The following is an 18,842-nucleotide window of genomic DNA, read 5'->3' as shown; positions in this document are numbered from 1 at the left end:
TGCCAGACCGATGACCCGCGCCGGGAGAGACGTCAGAGCAGGGTTGTGACGATCTGCGCGGCCTCGTCGAAGTCTCGTGCGAGATGGGTGCCGGGAGCAGATCCGAGATAGTCCCGGTAGATGGCCGAGATCTTCTTGTTGGCGTTGTCCACCATCACCACCGGCTTGTCGAGCAGAACCGAGAAGACCGCTGCGTGGAGCCGGTCGGTGACCACAACCTTGCCCTCGGACAGGATGTCCACCGCGTTGCGGATGATCAGATCGCACTGGTAATCGAACGCCCACCGGGCGAACGGATAGGCCCGCACCCGGACCCGCGGCACCTTGTGGATCGCCGAGTTCACCAGGCTGACCGGCCACCACTTGAAGTTGTCCGCTACCGATGCATGCCACTCGGTCCGCGGCACACCCGCAAACGCCCGGCCGACATCGTCTTTCTCGTGCATTGATTCTTGATCCCGACGTTTGAGCATCACGACGTCGCGACTCGGTTTCCCTACCGGTGGCAGCGGTCCGGCTCCAAATGCCAGGTCGGGACAGTAAACCACCCGATTATCGGGAAATAATTCGCGGGTCATCTCCCAGCCCACCCTGTCGCGGATCATCAGTGTCAGATCCCGATGCCGCGAGTACACGGCCTGCGCACGCTCCAGCGCAGATTTGTCGAGAAAGTCGATCGTCTGCGGCATCTGGATGATTTTCCGGTCAGGATTCTCTTCGATCACCCGTTCACGAAATAGCTGGAATCGGTCATACCGGTCCCCGAAATTCCCACCACCCTGCAACAACAGCGGGCCCGTCGGCAGTCGACGCGACAGGGCGGCGCGGTCATAGGTGTGGGTCGCACAGACATATGCGGGATCGATCCCCAGCCGGTCGAGGTACGCCAGTTGCCCGCGATAGATGAGGAGGTCACCGGAATTGAAGTGATTGGGGTAGTCCAAAACGGCCACCCGATCACCCGGGATCTCCGCCCGCAAAATGTCTGCGGTCTCCTGTTCGATCTGGTCTACAACTGTCGTCACGCGGACATCCTTCTGTCAGGGGCCTGCCCCCTCGGGCGGCGCCGGAGTGGACGGTTTCGGTATCAGGCGATCGGCCGGTCTTCTCGATCGGCGAACAGTCGCCTGATGCTGTGCTTGCGCGTCACCGGATCGTACGTACGGGTGGGTACCCAGAACGCGAGATACATCGTCCGCGCGATCCACACATTGATCCACGACGCCCGGGCTCGTGACCGGTCCCCGTGCAGCTCCCATGTCCGGGGAACGCCCCGGGTGAACTGCCAGTACAACTTTCGGCTCGTCAGCATCCGCCGACCGGACACCTGCACCCGCATGCCCTCGATCACGGCAATCTTCCGACCGACAGCACCCAACGCGATCGAGATGTCCAGATCCTCCCAAATCCCCGGCTCGTCATGGGTCAGCGACCCGATCTGCTCCCACACCTCGCGCCGAATCGCCATGTTGGCCCCATACACGCCAGGAGACTGTTTGATCTCCTCACCCTCCCCTTTCCGCGACGTGGTCGCGATCCGCATCAGAGCGCGGTGCACCCCTTGAAGAGGCATGTCGTACTGGGTGAACGGGCCCACGGCCGCGCCGAACTCGGGGCCCGCGGACGCGAAGAACGTATCGATCGCAGCGGCCCACCCCGGCTCGACGATAGTGTCCGCGTCGATCCGTGCGATGACCTCGCTCGTGGCCGACGCCAGCCCGCGGTCGCGAGCGGGCACGATCCCCTGACGACTCTCGTCGAGTAGTCGGATCTTCTGGACGGTCGCTTGATGAGCGGCCACTACGTCGGCTGTTTTATCGGTCGAATTGTTATTGACCACAACTATCTCCGCAATGTCGTCGATTTGTTCGACGAGATTGTCCAGACACCGACCGATCGAAACTTCCTCGTTGAATGCTGGTATCACCACTGAAATGGACACAGCTCCCCCTCGCCTCGACGACCTCAATAGACAATTGGCTGCACAATGCTCCACATGCCATGCATCTCTTGAAAAGCGGCGCGCAAAACAAATGCGCGTCGGGACTCACTTTACGAGATTAGGGGATGCACGTGTAATTGCCCCGCATTTCGCCTAACGCTCGTATGAACGTACGGATATCGACGCGGCCGCCGCAGATCGCGCGCGAGTTTCGCGAGCCGAGCGAGGAGTGCGCTCGCCGTACCGGCCAAAGCTCGCCCTGCAGATAGTGCAAGGGCGAGTTTCGCGAGCCGGGCGTCGGGTGCGCTCGCCGTACCGGCCAAAGCTCACTCTGCAGACGTCGCAAGAGCGAGTTTCGCGAGCCGCGCGTAAGGTTCGCTCGCCCTACCGGCCCACGCTCGGTCTGCGGAGGACGCGACGGCGAGTTTCGCGAGCCGCGCGTAGGGTGCGCTCGCCCTACCGGCACAAGCTCAGTCTGCAGAGGACGCGACTGCGAGTTTCGCGAGCCGAGCGTCGGGAGCGCTCGCCCTACCGGCCCACGCTCAGCCGACAGACCGAGCGGGGGGCGACACCCCCGGATGCCGCCGTCTGGCTCAGCGACCGGCCAGGCTCCTCAGAGCGAACAGCCAGTGCTCCATCAACTCGTCGAGGTCCTCGGGGTCGATGGCATCGGCGATATACGTGACGAAGGCGCGCACGACCGGCCCATCCGGTGTGTCGGTGGCCATCGACTGGATGTCGATCTCGGCCTGCGCCGGCATCCTGTTCCCTCGTGCCATCACATCGCTGTCCGTGCTGCCCAACTGCGGCCCGCGCACGTCCGGGAACCACGGCGCTGCCGCGATCTCGTCGGCGATGTCGCCGCCCGGGACGGTCCCGATGTAGTTGAACACGATCTGCGGCTCGGGCAGCGCAGCCAGAGTTGCAGCCGATTCCGGGTCGAGATAGCGCAGCATGCCGTAACCGATGCCCCGGTCCGGGTTCGCCGCCATCGCCTCGCTGGTCCGGTTCAACACCTCGCGGGCGATGTCGGGCCGTTCGAAGAGCGCGGCCATGTCGATGCCGGACAGGTCGATCCTCGCGGGGAACATCGACGTGAACCAGCCGACCGTCCGGGACAGGTCAGCACCGGGCACCACGTCTTCCTGACGTCCGTGACCCTCGAGGGTCAGCAGTGCACTGGGCACCTCGATGCCGCGGTCCCGTCGCCAACCGACCACCGCTGCGGACAGGCCTGCAACCAGCTGATCGGCCATTGTCGTCCCGTCGCCCGTGGCGCTCATCAGTGGCTCGACGATGTCGGCCGGGATCTCGACGGAGGTCCTGGTGAGCAGGTCGGTCCGGTCACGGTCGAGGTCGAGTCGGCGACTGCCCAGATCCGGGTCGTCACCGTCGAGGATTGACGTCCAGTACTCGAGCTCGCCTCGCCGGTCCGCGACTCGCGCATGCTGGCCCGCAGTCCAGTCCCGCCACGTCGTTCCCGCGTCGGGAAGCTCCACGGGAGCGCCTGCTGAGATCTGCGAGCCCGCGGTGGCGATGTCCGCCACCAGGACTCGCCACGACACCGCGTCCACCACAAGGTGGTGGGCGACGATCAGCAGCCTGCCGGCCACACCCGGCCCCGCGTCCAGCCAGGCGAGTCGCAGCATGACGCCGTCCTCAGGGGCGAGCCGGTCCATCTCCTCGAACAGCGCCTCGCGCAGGGCGTTCTGGTATTCAGGCGCACCCGGGCGGCTGTCGTCCGACAGGTTCACGCGACGCAGCAACGAGTGCACGTTCACGCTTCCGGGTGCACCGATGAGCAATGCCTCGGCCTCGCGATCAAGGCGGGACCGCAGGATGTCGTGGGTGTCGATGACCGCGCCCATGGTGGCCGCGATCTGGTCTGCCGTCACGTCGGCAGGAAGGTTCACCACCATCGGCATCACGAACCTGCGGGTGTCTCCGCCGCGTTCGATCATGCGCGCTGCGGCGGGACTGAGCGGGGCCAGCGTCGGATCGCCGAGCGTGGCAACGGGTTCAGCACTCGCGGCCGCCGTCTCATCCGTGTCGGACGCGGCGGCTGCACGATCCACCGCAGCAGCGAGCGCGACGATCGTGCGGTGCTCCAGCACATCCCGGGCGGTGAAGTGCACTCCGGCTGACCGCGCCCGGCTGACGAGCTGCATCGCGAGGATGCTGTCGCCGCCGAGTTCGAAGAACGAGTCGTCGGCACCCACAGACTCGGCACCCACCAGCTCGCCGACGATGCGACAGAGAACTTCCTCGGTCGGGGTCGACGGTGCCCGGCCCGCAGCCAGAGTGGCCTCGGGTAGTGGCAGTTCACGTCGTGCGATCTTGCCCGACCGGCTGCGCGGGAACTCCTCCAGCGGAACGATGACCTCGGGCACCATGTACGGCGCGAGGGTGCGTGCCGCGTGGGCACGGACCGCCTGTGGATCGGCGTCGTGTCCGGTGATGTACCCGACCAGACGCTGTCGTCCCCCGTCCTCGTGCATCACCACGGCAGCCTGGGCCACTGAGTCATGCTGTGCCAGAGCAGATTCGATCTCTTCGAGCTCGATGCGCAAACCGCGGACCTTCACTTGGAAGTCGACTCGGCCGAGGTACTGGAGTGTGCCGTCCGCGAGGCGCCGTACCCGGTCACCGGTGCGGTACATCAGCGACCCGGCAGGTCCGAACACGCTCGGGACAAAACGTTCGGCAGTCAGGTCGGGACGCCCGAGGTACCCGCGTGCCAGCTGGTCACCGGCCAGGTACAGCTCACCCACCGCACCCACCGCGCAGGGCCGAAGCCACCGGTCGAGGACAAAGCTGCGGGTGTTCCAGACAGGCCGGCCGATCGGCGCCGCGTCGGCACGGGTTGCGTGCCCGTTCAGGTCCGTCCCCGGTACGGCGACGACCTGCGAGGTGGCATCGACGGTGACCTCGGTGGGCCCGTAGAGGTTCACCACCTGCGCGTCGGCGATGTCGGCCACACGCTGCGCAAGCGACAACGGGAGGGCCTCGCCACCACTGAACACGGTGCGCAACGATTTCAGCGATCCGGGTTCTGCCGACTCCGCGAACACGGCCAGCACCGACGGCACGAACTGCACCACGGTCACGTCGTGCTGCTGTACCAGCGACACCAGTTCATCGGCTTCGCGATGTGCCTGCGGACCCGCGATCACGGTGGTGGCACCGACGATGGTGGGCGCGAACATCTCCCAGACCGAGGCGTCGAAGGTGAACGGCGTCTTGAGCAGAACCACGTCCTGCGCTCCGAATCCGTGTTCGGATGCCATCCACCGGAGCTGGTTGACCAGCGCCCGCTGAGAGATCTGGACGCCCTTGGGCCTGCCGGTGGATCCAGAGGTGAACAGGACGTACGCCAGTGATCGTGGGCGCACCCTGCCCCTGCGTTCGCCGGGACGTATCGGGCTGTCGTCGATGGACTGCAGGTCCGGCACGGTCGGGTCCAGACAGTTGACGCCGGGCAGCGCCGAACGCAGTCGTGCGAGCTGTGACGGATCGGCCACCACGCAGGTGACGTCGGCGTCCCAGACGATCGTGCGCAACCGGTCGTCGGGCGCCTCCACGTCGAGCGGCAGGTACGCGCCGCCCGCCTTGAGGATCCCGTACACGGTCGCGACCTGCTCGAGGCTGCGCGACATGGCCACGGCGACAACGGAATCGGGTCCGACACCCCGGGCGATCAGAGCCCGCGCCCGCTTGTTGCCGAGAGCGTCGAACTGCGCGTACGTCAGTGTCCGCTCGCCCTCGATGAACGCGATGGCATCGGGAGTCGCCGCCACCTGCTCGGCGAACAGTTCCATGGCGGTGCGGTCGGCGATCTCTTTACGGGTGGCGTTCCAGGTGTCCAGTTGCGCGTGCAGTTCATCGGCGTCGAGCAGGTCGAGTTCGCGAACCGGGGTCAGACTTGCCTGCGCGAACGTGTCCAGAACCCTGACCAGTCGATCGGCCAGCACTTGTGCGCGGTCGTCCGGCACCAGAGAGGGCAGGTACTTCAACGTGAGCGACAGATCTGGATCTGCTTGTGCCAGAAGCGTTGCCGGGTAGTGCGACGCGTCGTTGATCTGTGCACCCGCGATCGACATGCCGTCGATGTCCGATTGCGCGTCGAGCTTGCCGCGGTCCACCGGGTACGACTCGAAGACCGTGAGCGTGTCGAACAGGATCGGCAGTCCCACCGAACGCTGGATCGTGGGCAGCCCGACATGGTGGGCGTCAAGGAGGCCTGCCTGTTCGGACTGGATCCGTTCGAGGAGTCCGAGAACGGTCTCCCGCTCGTCGAGCTTGATCCGCACCGGGATGGTGTTGATGAACAGTCCCAGTATCGACTCGACGCCCGGGATCTCGGGCGGTCGGCCCGAGACCGTGGCACCGAAGACCACGTCGTCACTGCCCAGTGTGCGTGCCAGCACCAGACCCCACGCAGCCTGCACCAAGGTGTTCATCGTGATGCCTCGGTCTCGCGAGAGATCCGCGAGCCCTTCGGCGGTCCGGCGACCGAGGTCCAGTCCCAGCTCGATGGGGATCTGGTCTCCGGCGCTCTCCACGGCCGGCTCATCGACCAACAAGGTCGCCGAGTCGAGGCCGTCGAGGGCGTGCTGCCACGATCCGACGGCCGTGGCCATGTCGCGCCGGTCCAGCCAGGCCAGGAAGTCGCGGTACGAGCGGGTGCGGGGCAGGTAGGAGTCGTCGCCGCCGGTGGCGTACAGCGTGAACAGCTGTTCCATCAGAAGCGGTCCGGACCACCCGTCCAGCAAGATGTGGTGGTTGGTGAGCGACATCCGGTAACGCGGGGTGCCGTCGGCACCCGGGGCGACACGCAGGAGCAGCGCGCGCATCAGTGGCGGAGCGGCCATGTCGAAGCGGTCGCTGCGGTGAGCCCTGAGGAGCCGGTCGACCTCGTGGTCGGCGGCGGCGCTGTCGGTCCGGTAATCGTCGGTGAGATCGACGACCTCCCAGGCGATGTCGACGTCGCCGGCGATCACCTGGACAACCGAGCCATCGCCGATGTGCCGGAATCCTGCACGCAGGTTGGGGTTTCGTCGCACCAGAGTCGCCATCGCCGCACGCAGGCGCTGTTCGTCCACAGTCCCTCGCAGCTCGAGGACAACCTGGGCGGTGTAGACGTCCGTGACGTGCTGACCGGCCACCTCGGCGTGGAAGAGCATGCCGATCTGCAGCGGCGAGAGCGGCCAGATGTCGTGCACCGCGGGGTAATCGCGCTCGAGGTCCTCGATCTCGCGCTGGCTGATCTGGACCAGCGGTACATCGGACGGGGTCAGTCCGCCGGCCCTCCCACTGCGCTCGTGGGTGGCGAGCGCGGTCGCCGCAGACACCCAGAGTTCGGCGAGTTCCCGAACATCGTCGTGGCCGAGGATCTCCCCCGCGTAACCGAAGGAGGCCGACAGCCGGGCACCGTCGGCGTGGTCGGTGGTGACCGCGTTGATGCTCAGTACCGCGGGCACGACCATGCCTGGATCCTGTGCGCCCGCAACCGATCCCCCACCGTCGGTGGCTCGCTGCCACCCGTTGGCGTCGGCGACCGGGTCCGTGTCGTCGTGCCCGGCGCTGACGCGGCCGAGATAGTTGAATCCGATCTGGGCACCCTCGTAGCCCGCGAGCGCGGGAACCTGACGCACGCCACCGTGAGCGAGGACGCCGAATCCGATGCCGTTACCGGGCACCGCGAGCAGTTGCTCCTTGACAGCCTTGAAGGCCGAGCCCGCAGCGGGCCCACCGGCGAACGCGTCACCCTGGTCGATGCCCGTCAGGTCGAGGGCCACCGGGTACAGGCTCGTGAACCAGCCGACTGTGCGAGACAGGTCGGCTCCACCGACGGCCTCTTCTTCGCGGCCATGGCCTTCCAGATCGATGAGCAGCGTGTCCGAGTGAACCCCCCGGCGAGCGCGCCATTGCCGCACTGCCAGAGCCAGTGCCGTCAGCAGCGCATCGTTGACACCGCCCCGATAGGCGGAGGTGACGCCGGTCAGCATCGACTCGGTGACGTCGTTCGGGAACTCGACGTCCAGGCGTTCGATGGTGGACGCCGTGTCGCGGTCGGGATCGATCCGGCGATCACCGAGCGCAGGATCGTCGGTGGCGACAACTGCAGACCAGTGGTCGATCTCGTCATCGCGCTGTGTGGCGGTCTCGTTGAGCGCGGTTGCCCACGCACGCAAGGACGTTCCCACCGCAGGCAGGTCGGGGGTGCCGCCGTTCTCGCTCTGCCCCCAGGCGATGGCGAGGTCGGGCAGCAGGATCCGCCACGAGACACCGTCCACCACCAGGTGATGGATGAGCACGTACAGCCGTCCGGTGGCGGTGCGGTCGACGGGATCGAACCAGACCACCTGCATCATGACGCCTGCGGCTGGGTCGAGGCGGTCGACTGCCGCCGCGGTGGCGGCTGCGACCATCGCCTTGAACTCCGGGGTGCCGGGGGTGTCGGAGAACTCCACGCGGGTCAGCACCGTGGCCGGATCGATGGCGCCGGCCGGAGGAACGACCAGTCTGGACAATTCCGGGTTCGCGTCGTCGACGTCCAGTCGCGCGCGCAGGGCATCGTGGCGGTCCAAGACGGCACCGACAGCCGAGAGCAGTCGCTCATGGCCTGGATCTGCCGGCAGGGTCAGGAAGCTCGCCTGGGAGAACTGCTGGTAGTGCCGACGGGTGTCGACGAGCCACCGCATGATCGGGGTCAGCGGTACGGGACCGACTGCGCCACCGGGCAGTTCGGCCAGCATGCGGACCTCGGCGTCGGCGGCGAGCTTGGCCACCTCGGCCAGCTCCGCCACGGTGCGCCGATCGAACACGTCGCGCGGTGTCAGCACGATGCCGGCGGCGCGGGCCCTGGACACGAGCTGGATGGAGACGATGCTGTCACCGCCCAGGGCGAAGAAGGAGTCGTCGACACCGATCCGCTCCACACCGAGTACCTCGGTGAAGAGCTCGGCCAGCCGCTGCTCCATCGGAGTGCTCGGGGCCCGGTAGGCACCGGAGTTGCCGTCGAACACCGGCTCTGGCAGTGCGCGTCGATCGAGCTTGCCTGCGGGGGTCAGCGGTACCGAGTCGAGCACGGTGATCGATGACGGGACCATGTGCGAGGGCAACCGCTCACCCAGCCGGGCACTGATCTCGGTCGCCTGGACACTGCGGCCGGGCCGTGGGTACACGTAGGCGACCAGCACGGTCTGGCCGGTGTGTGGATGCGTGTGCCCGATGGTGATGGCGAAGTCGATGTCGGGATGTTCGCCGAGGGCGGAGTCGATCTCACCCAGCTCGATGCGGAAGCCGCGGACCTTCACCTGGTAGTCGGTTCGGCCGAGGAACTCCAGTTCCAGGCGCTCGTCAGCGGTCCGCGTCCACCGGACGACATCGCCGGTGCGGTACATCCGCGAACCGGGTTCGCCGAACGGGTCGGCCACAAAACGTTGAGCTGTCAGATCGAACCTGCCGAGGTATCCCCGCGCGACGGCGGACCCGGACACGTAGAGCTCACCGGCGACACCCGGCGGCACGGGCTGCATGCGTGAATCTGCCACCAGCGCACGGACACCGGTGATCGGACCACCGATCGTGACCGGCCGGGACGGGTCCATGGCGTCCGTGGACGTCGACCAGATGGTCGCCTCTGACGGGCCGTAGAGGTTGAACATCGCACGGTCCGGGGCCCAGCGCCGCACCAGTTCAGGCGGGCACACATCGCCCGCGACAGCGATCATCTCGACACCGCCGAGACCGTCCGGGGGCACGGTGGCCAGCGCGGCGGGTGTCACGAAGGCGTGGGAGACCCGCTGCTCGGCGAGCAGCCTTGCCAGGTCCTCGCCGCCGAAGATCGATGCCGGCGCTATCACCTGTGTGGATGCGGCGTTGATCGCCATCATGATCTCGAAGATGGATGCGTCGAAGCTCGGGGACGCGAAATGCAGGACCCGTGACGACGAGGTCAGCGAGAACCGGGGGCCCATCTCGGCCAACAGGTTGGCCAGACCTCGATGGGTGACACCGACGCCCTTGGGCCGGCCCGTCGAACCGGAAGTGAAGATGACGTACGCGAGGTCGTCGAGGACGGGCGCGTGCGCCGGAAGCGAGGCAGGTGCTTCCCCGCCGGTCTCGACTGTGCGACGGCCATATCGGTCGATTGTCTCGTCGGACACCGGTAACCATTTCGCCAACTGAGGGAGGCGGTCGACGATCTCGTCGGTGGTCAGACCGATGGTCACGTCGGCGTCGGCGACCATGTGCTCGATGCGGTCTGCCGGATAGTTCGGATCGATCGGCAACACCGCGCCGCCCGACTTGACGATGGCCCAGAACGCGACCATCGAGTTCACCGATCGGCTGATCGCCAGCGCAACGGGCATCCCGGGACGCACACCTCGGTCGACGAGCAGCTCGGCGTACACACCCGACCGGAAGTCGAGTTCACGGTAGGTCAGCGTCTCGGAGCCGCACACCAGCGCCACACCGTCGGGGTTGCCCTGCACGGCGCCGTCGAAGATCTCGATCATGGTGCGCGCCGGGGCATCCGGCGGGCCGGCGACCGGCGACAACTCGGACCGCTCCGCGGGCGTCAGCAGATCGATGTCACCGATTCGTACGTCCGCGTCGGCCACGATGGCGGCCGCGATCGCGGTGAAACGCTCGGCCAGCGCGGCGATGGTCGACTGGTCGAACAACGCGGTCGCGTAGGTGAACAGCGCCGTCAGGCCCGTGTCGCCGTTGTCGCCTTCCTCGTCGGCAAGGGTCAGTTGGAGATCGAACTTGGTTGTCGTGATCGGTGATTCGAGTCCGGACACGTGCATGCCCGGCAGCTCGAGCTCGGCCCGCTCGTTGTTCTGGAACGCCAGAGCCACCTGGAACAGCGGCGCGTAGGAGGTCTCACGCTCGGGCGCGAGGTGCTCGACCAAACGCTCGAACGGCACCTCCGTGTGTGTGAAGGCGGCGATGTCGGTGGCGCGGGTCCGGGCGAGCAATTCGCTGAACGGCTCACCGGGCCTGACCTGGGTACGCAGCACGAGTGTGTTGACGAACATGCCCACGAGGTCGTCGAGTTCGGCCTCGCCGCGCCCGGCGATTGCGGTTCCGACGGCGATGTCGTCCGTGGTGCCCGATCGTGCGAGCAGCACGGCCAGCGCCGCGTGACAGACCATGAACATCGTGGCGTGGTGGCCGGATGCCACACGCGCGAGCCCCTTGCGCAATTCGGGATCGAGCGAGAACTCGTACGAGGCACCAGCGGTCGACTGCACCGGCGGTCGCGGACGGTCGATCGGCAGATCGATGACATCCGGGATGCCGTCGAGTTGACGGGTCCAGAAGTCGATCTGACGCGCGGCCAGACTCTCGGGATCGTTCTCGTCGCCGAGTACCTCGTGCTGCCAGAGGGCGTAGTCGGCGTATTGCACGGCCAGCGGCGACCAGCCGGGCTCACCGCCCCCGGTACGCGCGGTGTAGGCCACCATGACGTCACGCGCCAACGGAGCGATCGATGCGCCGTCACCGCTGATGTGGTGGATCACCACCACCAGGACGTGTTCGGACGGCGACCGTCGTAGCAGTGCGATGCGGACCGGCACGGCGGCGGTCACGTCGAACCCCTCGCCGATCAAAGCACCGAGCTGCGCGTGCAACTCGTCGTCGCCCGACACCTCCCGCACATCCAACGAGAGCCCCGCAGACGGCAATTCGTCCACGTCGAGGATCAGCTGGCGCGGTCCGTCGCCGTCATCCGGGTAGCGGGTACGCAGCACCTCGTGCCGGCTGATCACATCGGTCACGGCCTCGCGAAGTGCGTCGACGTCGAGGTCGCCGGACATCGCGATCACGGCCGGGATGTTGTAAGCCGGTGAGCTGGTGTCGAACTGGTTGATGAACCACATGCGGCTCTGTGCGGGCGACAGGGGCAGGAAGGCCGGACGCGCGGTCGCCAGCAGCGCCGGCCGCGCCCGGTCCCCGTCGGCGCGTTCGGCCAGCAGTGCCAGTCCGGCGACGGTCGGCTCGGTGAACAGGTCGCGCACGGCCAGGTTCGAGCCCACTGCAGCGTTGATCTGCGCGACGACACGGGTGGCCGACAGCGAGTTGCCGCCGAGCGAGAAGAAGCTGTCACCGGCGCCGACCATCGTGGCGCCGACCACGTCGGCGAAGATGCCGGCAACGATCTCCTCCACCGGACTGCTCGGCGGCTGATAGTTGTCCGACGATCCGAACTCGGGCTGCGGCAACGCTTTACGGTCGAGCTTGCCGTTCACACTGAGCGGGAGCCGCTCGATCGGCACCACGAGCGCGGGCACCATGTACGCCGGCAGTTCTTCGGCAGCGGTCGACAGCACCGAACGGGTGTCGAGGGCAGCGCCTGCGGACGGCACCAGATACGCGACCAGCTGCTCACCGACGTGTGGATCGCTGTGGACGGTGACCACCGCGGCATCCACCTGTGGCGACATGGTGAGGACGCGTTCGATCTCGCCGAGTTCGATGCGGAAGCCGCGCACCTTCACCTGGAAGTCGCTGCGTCCCATGTACGTCAGAGTCGGCCGGGTGTCACCGGCGACAGTGGTCCAGCGCGCGAGGTCGCCGGTGCGGTACATCCGGCTGCCCGGCGTGCCGAACGGGTTCGCGACGAACCGCTCGGCCGAGAGGTCGCTGCGCTGGTGGTAGCCCCGCGCCAATTGCGCACCGGCAAGGTACAGCTCACCGGTCACCCCGTCGGGTACCGGATGCAGCCGGTTGTCGAGCACGAAGACCTGGCTGTTCCATTCCGGTCGGCCGATCGGTACCGCCGAGCCCAGTTCGGACGGCACCTCCTGATGGGTGATGCTGACCGCGGCCTCGGTGGGCCCGTACAAGTTGTGGATCTCCACGCCCGAAGACGCCTGTGCCGTCAAATCCCGGAACCGCGAGACGACGTCCGGGGTCAACGCCTCGCCGATACACAGGACGTACCGCAGTGTGCTGAGCTGATCGGCCCGCGCCTCCTGCAGGAAGACGTTCAGCAGCGACGGTACGAAGGTGACCGTGGTGATCGCGGTTCGCCGGATCAGTTCGGCCAGGTACGCCGGGTCGCGATGTCCCTGCGGCGAGGCGATCACCAGACGGGCGCCCGCGGTCACAGCCCACCAGAACTCCCACACCGAGAGGTCGAAGGTGGCCTGCGTGCGCAGGAGCACGGCGTCATCGGCGTCCAGTCGATACTGCGCGGCGATCCAGTCGAGTTGGTTGACGATCGCGGCGTGAGGCACCGCAACGCCTTTGGGTCGGCCCGTGGACCCGGACGTGTAGATGATGTATGCCGTGTTGTGCGGCCGCAGCGGAGCCAGGCGGTCGCCCTCCTCCACCGGCGCCGAGGAGACTCCCGCCAGATCGAGGCCACAGACATCGAGCGTCTGGGTCGTCTCCGGCACTCCCGACGGGCGCACGCCTGCCACCAGGGTCAGTACGGGTCGGGCGTTGTCGACTATGTAGGAGATGCGGTCCAGCGGATGGTCCGGGTCGATGGGCAGGTAGGCGCCGCCGGCGACGGTGACCGCGTACATCGCCACCACCAGGTCGACCGACCGCGGCATCGCAAGTCCGACAGTGGTTTCCGGGCCGACCCCACGGTCGATCAGGATCCGGGCCAATGCGTTCACCCGGACAGCCAGGTCGCCGTAGGTCAGCGCGGTGCCGTCATCGGCCTCGAGCGCGACGTCTTCTGCGTTGTCGCGTATCGACTCCGACAGGCGGGTCGCGAGCGTGCCCGGCGACAGCACCACAGCGGTGTTGTTGCGACCACGGACCAGTTCGCGCTGCTGTCGACCGGTGAGCATCGGCAGGTCACCGACGGCAACGAGCGGCTCGTCGATGATCTCGTCGATCAACGTGACGAAGCGGTCGGCGATCGCGCTCACCGTCTCCGGGTCGAACAGGTCGTCGGCGTAGGTGAACACCGCGTCCAGTCCGGCCGGCTGTCCGTCGTCGTCGTAGTTGTCCGACAGGATCAGATGCAGGTCGAATTGTGCCACGCCCTCGGGCATCTCGACAGGTTCGATGCGCAGGCCGGCGAGGTCGAGGCTGGCGCGCTCGATGTTCTGGAACGACAGACCGACCTGGAAGATCGGATGGTGGGCGGTCGAACGCACCGGATTGAGTACCTCGACGAGACGTTCGAACGGCACATCGGCGTGGGAGAACGCTTCGGCGTCACGATCGCGAACGGTGTCCAGGAGCGCACCGAAACCACGGCCGAGATCGATCTCGGTCCGCATGGCGAGGGTGTTGACGAACATGCCGATGACACCTTCGACCTCGCTCTCGACCCTTCCGCTCACCGGCGTACCGACGGTGATGTCGGGGTTGCCGCTCAGACGCGCGAGCAGCAGCGCGAAGGCGCCGTGGAAGGCCATGAACGCACTGGCACCCCTTGCACGTGCCAGGTCGGCCAGGCCGCGATGGGCCTCGGCAGAGATCGAGAACGACAACTGACGTCCGCGCAGCGACTGCACCGGAGGCCGCGGCCGGTCGGTGGGCAGTTCCAGCTGGTCGGGGATGTCCGCGAGGTTCTTCTTCCAGAACTCGACCTGGGTGGCCAGCACGCTGGTCGGATCCGACTCGTCACCGAGCAACTCACGCTGCCAGATGGAGTAGTCGGCGTACTGCACCGGCAGCGGCGCCCACTCCGGAGCCCGCCCGGCCGAACGCGCGTCGTAGGCGACCGCGAGATCACCGACGAACGGCACCATCGACTGACCGTCGGCCGCCACGTGGTGCACCACCATCGACAGCACATGCCGCTGTTCGTCCAATCGCATCAACGCGATTCGCACGGGCACGGTGGTGGTGACGTCGAAGCCCCGTGCCACGAACCGGGTCAGCTCGTCGAAGAGCGTGTCCTCGGTGGCGTCGACCATCTCCATCTCCGGGGCGGCCTGCTCCGCCGTCAGGATCACCTGATGCGGTCCGGTCGGCGAGTCCGGGTAGATGGTCCGGAGCGATTCGTGTCGCGCGACCACGTCGTTGATCGCGCGCCGCAGGGCTGCAGCGTCGAGATCGCCGACCAGCGTCACCGCGGCAGGGATGTTGTAGGCAACCGATTCCGGGTCGAAGCGGTTGAGGAACCACATGCGGGTCTGGGCCAGCGACAACGGGATCCGGACCGGGCGTGGTCGTGCCACCAGCGGCGGGCGGTGGGCACGTACACCGGTCCCGGAGGCCAGGCGCTCGGCGAGTTCGGCGACGGTCGGCGCGGCGAACAGCTCACGCACCCCGATTTTCCCGCCGAGGGCAGCCCCTGCCCGGCCGACAACCTTGGTGGCACTCAGTGAGTTGCCACCGAGGTCGAAGAAGCTCTCGTCGATGCTCACCTCGGGAAGATCGAGCACCTCTGCGAACACCTCGGCGAGGGTGGTCTCCACCGGATTACGTGGGGCGCGGAACACCCGGTCGCCCACGGTGAAGACCGGCTCGGGCAACGCACGCCGGTCGAGTTTGCCGATCGGGGTGAGTGGGATGGCGTCGAGGACGGTCACCGCCGACGGCACCATGTGCTGTGGAAGATGTTCGCCCACATTGCGTTTGAGCGCTTCCGGATCCACCTCGTGTCCGGGCTTGGGCAGCACGTACGACGCCAGCACGGTGTCGCCACCGGGTCCGGCGGTACCGACCGTGACCGCGAAATCGACGTCGGGGTGCGAATCGAGCAACTTGTCGATCTCGCCCAGCTCCACACGGAATCCGCGCACCTTCACCTGGAAGTCACTACGCCCCACGTATTCGAGCGAGTGCCCGTTCCTGCCGGGGTCCATGCTGTAGCGCACGAGGTCGCCGGTGCGGTAGAGCCTCGAGCCCGGCTCACCGTACGGATCCGGGACGAAACGTTGTGCGGTGATCTGCGGACGATCGTGGTACCCGCGGGCGACCCCTGGGCCGGCGAGGTACAGCTCACCGACGACACCACGGGGAACCACACGCAACCGGGAGTCGAGGATGCGGGTGGTGACGCCACGCAGCGGCGACCCGATCGTGACCTTGGTGCCGGCAGACAGCGGCGCGGTGATGGTGACGATGACCGTGGCCTCGGTGGGGCCGTAGGCATTTCGTAGTGCACCGGACCAGCGTTCGGTGAGCTCTGGCGGACAGATGTCTCCGCCGACCACCACCGAATGCACCGTGTCGAGCCCGGCCGGGTCGACGGTCATCAGAGCGGTCGGGGTCATCACCACGTTGGTGATGCGTTCGGTATGGATCAGCTCTGCCAGCTCGCTACCGCCGAACACGTCCTGCGGCGACACGATCAGTGTTGCGCCGGCGGTGAATGCTGCCAGCAATTCGCCGACCGATGTGTCGAAGCTCGGTGAGGCCACGTGCAGGAAGCGCGACGAGGTGGTGACGTCGTAGTGCTCGCGCACGTCGGTGGCGAGGTTGGCGAGCCCGTGATGGGTCACCACCACAGCCTTCGGCTTCCCTGTCGAACCCGACGTGTAGATGAGGTACGCGGGGTGGTCGATACGAAGCGGCGACAGCCGATCGGAGTCGGTGACAACGGCTTTGGAGCGGTCGCCGGTCTGCGCGTCGAGTTCGTCGAGGTCATACCAGTCGACGGAGGCGGGCAGCGCCTCGTCGTCGCCGAGCACGGTTAGACCGAACGACGTACCCGAGTCCTGGATCATCTCCACGATCCGCTCGAGCGGGTAGTCGAGGTTGATCGGCAGATACGCCGCGCCGGTCTTCGCGATCGCCCACGTGCCGACGATCGAGCTCATCGATCGGCGGACACCGAGTGCCACCACGGTCTCCGGACCGGCACCGAGCTCGATGAGCCGCCGGGCGAGGCGGTTGGTGAGCTGGTCGAGCGCCTTGTAGGTGAGCGTCTGGCCACGGTAGGACACCGCGACGCCCGCCGGGTTGGCCTCGACCCCTCGTGCGAGGAGGTCGGGCAGAGTCTGGGGTTCGACACCTTCAGGGCCGCGGACGGAGGTCAGATCGGCGAGTTCGGTGTCGCTCAACACGTCGACGTCACTGACGACCACGTCGGGGTCGACGGCGACAGCTTCGAGGATGCGCACGAACCGCTCGGCGAACGTGTTGATCGACGACTCGTCGAAAAGGTCGGTCGCATAGGTGAAGACGGCGTTGATCGGCGCACCGGGCTCGTCGTTGTCACCGATGGACAACTGCAGGTCGAACTTGGCGACGTCGAAGTCGGCGCGGACCGGCGACACCTTCAGACCCGGCAGGGTGAGTTCTGGTGCCTCGTTGTTGTCGAACGACAGCGCGACCTGGAACAGCGGATGATGCGCGGTGGAGCGGTGGACGTCGAGAACCTCGACCAGGCGCTCGAACGGGATGTCCCCGTGGGCCATCGCGTCGATGTCGGCGGCTCGGACCTGCGCCAGCAGATCGACGAAACTCACCTCTGGATCAACCTCGGCCCGTAGCACGACGGTGTTGACGAACATGCCGACCAGTGGATCCAGGGCTTCTTCGCCTCGACCGGCGATCGGGGTACCGATGGCGATGTCGGCCTCACCGGTCAACCGCTCGATGAGCACGGCCAGCGCGGCGTGCATCAGCATGAACATGCTGACGTCGTGAGACCGCGCGACGCGCTGCAGCGACTCCCTGACCGACGGCGCGACGGTGAACGGCAGTGCGGCGCCGCGGAGCGACTGCATGGCCGGGCGCTGCCTGTCGGTGGGTAGTTCCACCGATTCCGGCAAGCCGGAGAGCGTCTTTCGCCAGTAGCCGACCTGCTCCGCGGCGATCGAGCCGGCGTCCTTTTCGTCTCCCAGGACTTCGCGTTGCCAGATCGAGAAGTCGGCATACTGGACGGCCAACGGGGTGTAGTCCGGGGCCTGCCCTGCCCGGCGCGCCTCGTAGGCGAGCACCAGATCGCCGAAGAGCGGAGCCATCGACGCACCGTCTGCGGCGATGTGATGGGCGACGAGCATCAGGATGTGTTCGGTTTCGCTGATGTGCAGCAACACGATCCGCATCGGGAGTTCGGTTGTCACATCGAACCCGGCGATCGCGTGGCGCCTCAGTTCATCGGCGATTGCCTCTGGATCCGACCGTACCTCCACCTCGTGGAAGATCCCGTTGACCGCCTCGTCCACAGGATGGATGAGCTGGTACGGACCGTCGGCGGTGTCGGGGAACGTGGTGCGCAGCGACTCGTGACGTTCGGCGACGTCGACGATGGCGGTGCGCAGCGCGTCGATGTCGAGTTCGCCGGACAGCCGCAGCGGGAGCGGCAGATTGTATGCGGGCGAGCTTGTGTCGAATTGGTTGATGAACCACATCCGCGACTGCGCGAGCGACAGCGGGATCCGTTCGGGCCGCGGCCGCGGGGCAAGTTCGGGCCGTGCCTGTGCCCCACCGGAACGCGAGGTGGTCAGCTCGGCCAGCTCGGCGACAGTCGGGTGGTCGAAGATGTCTCGCACGCTGATCTCGATGCCCAGTGCCGCCTGCACCCGGGCGGCCACGCGGGTGGCGCCCAGCGAGGTTCCGCCGATGTCGAAGAACGAGTCGGTGGCACTGACCTGTGGCCGCTTGGCGATGTCGCCGAAGACCTTGGCGACGGCTTCCTCGGCCGCCGTGCGCGGTGCGATGTATTCCGCTGCACTGTCCATGAATTCGGGCTCTGGCAGAGCCTTGCGGTCGAGCTTGCCGTTCGCGGTGAGCGGGAACGCATCCAGTTCCATGATGGCGCTGGGCACCATGTAGGCGGGCAGCCGGTCACGTAGCAGTCGCAGCAGGTCGGTGTTGTCGACGGACCGTCCGGGTTCGGCCACCACGTAGGCGACGAGGTGTTTGTCGTCGGCCACGTCCACCACCACCACGACGGCGTCGGCGATCGACTCGTGGTCGGTCAGTGCGGCTTCGATCTCCGGCAGCTCGATTCGCAGGC

3 protein-coding genes (1 of these 3 cut by a window edge) are annotated in these 18,842 nt (G+C 66.9%); all 3 read right to left on the bottom strand.

All coding sequences use genetic code 11. The annotated features are described in order from the left end of the window. Positions 1-32: 32 nt before the first annotated feature. On the bottom strand, positions 33-1,025 hold the full coding sequence (locus tag CSW57_RS17655; RefSeq protein ID WP_099383938.1) for a polysaccharide pyruvyl transferase family protein: 993 nt from the start codon (positions 1,023-1,025) through the stop codon (positions 33-35). 62 nt (positions 1,026-1,087) lie between these two features. Then, complete coding sequence (locus CSW57_RS17650) at positions 1,088-1,927, bottom strand: glycosyltransferase (protein WP_223249403.1); 840 nt, start codon at positions 1,925-1,927, stop codon at positions 1,088-1,090. A gap of 608 nt (positions 1,928-2,535) precedes the next feature. Beyond that, a protein-coding gene (locus CSW57_RS17645; RefSeq protein WP_223249330.1) for a non-ribosomal peptide synthase/polyketide synthase crosses the window boundary here: on the bottom strand, positions 2,536-18,842 show its 3' end. It continues 17,551 nt past the right edge of the window; 16,307 of the gene's 33,858 nt are visible here — the last part of the coding sequence; its start codon lies off the right edge, out of view; it ends in the stop codon at positions 2,536-2,538.

The sequence above is a fragment of the Williamsia muralis genome (assembly GCF_002735905.1).
GTDB classification, from domain to species: Bacteria; Actinomycetota; Actinomycetes; order Mycobacteriales; family Mycobacteriaceae; genus Williamsia; species Williamsia muralis_A.
Note: the sequence above shows the minus strand (reverse complement) of the source record. Positions and strands in the feature narration are given on the sequence as shown.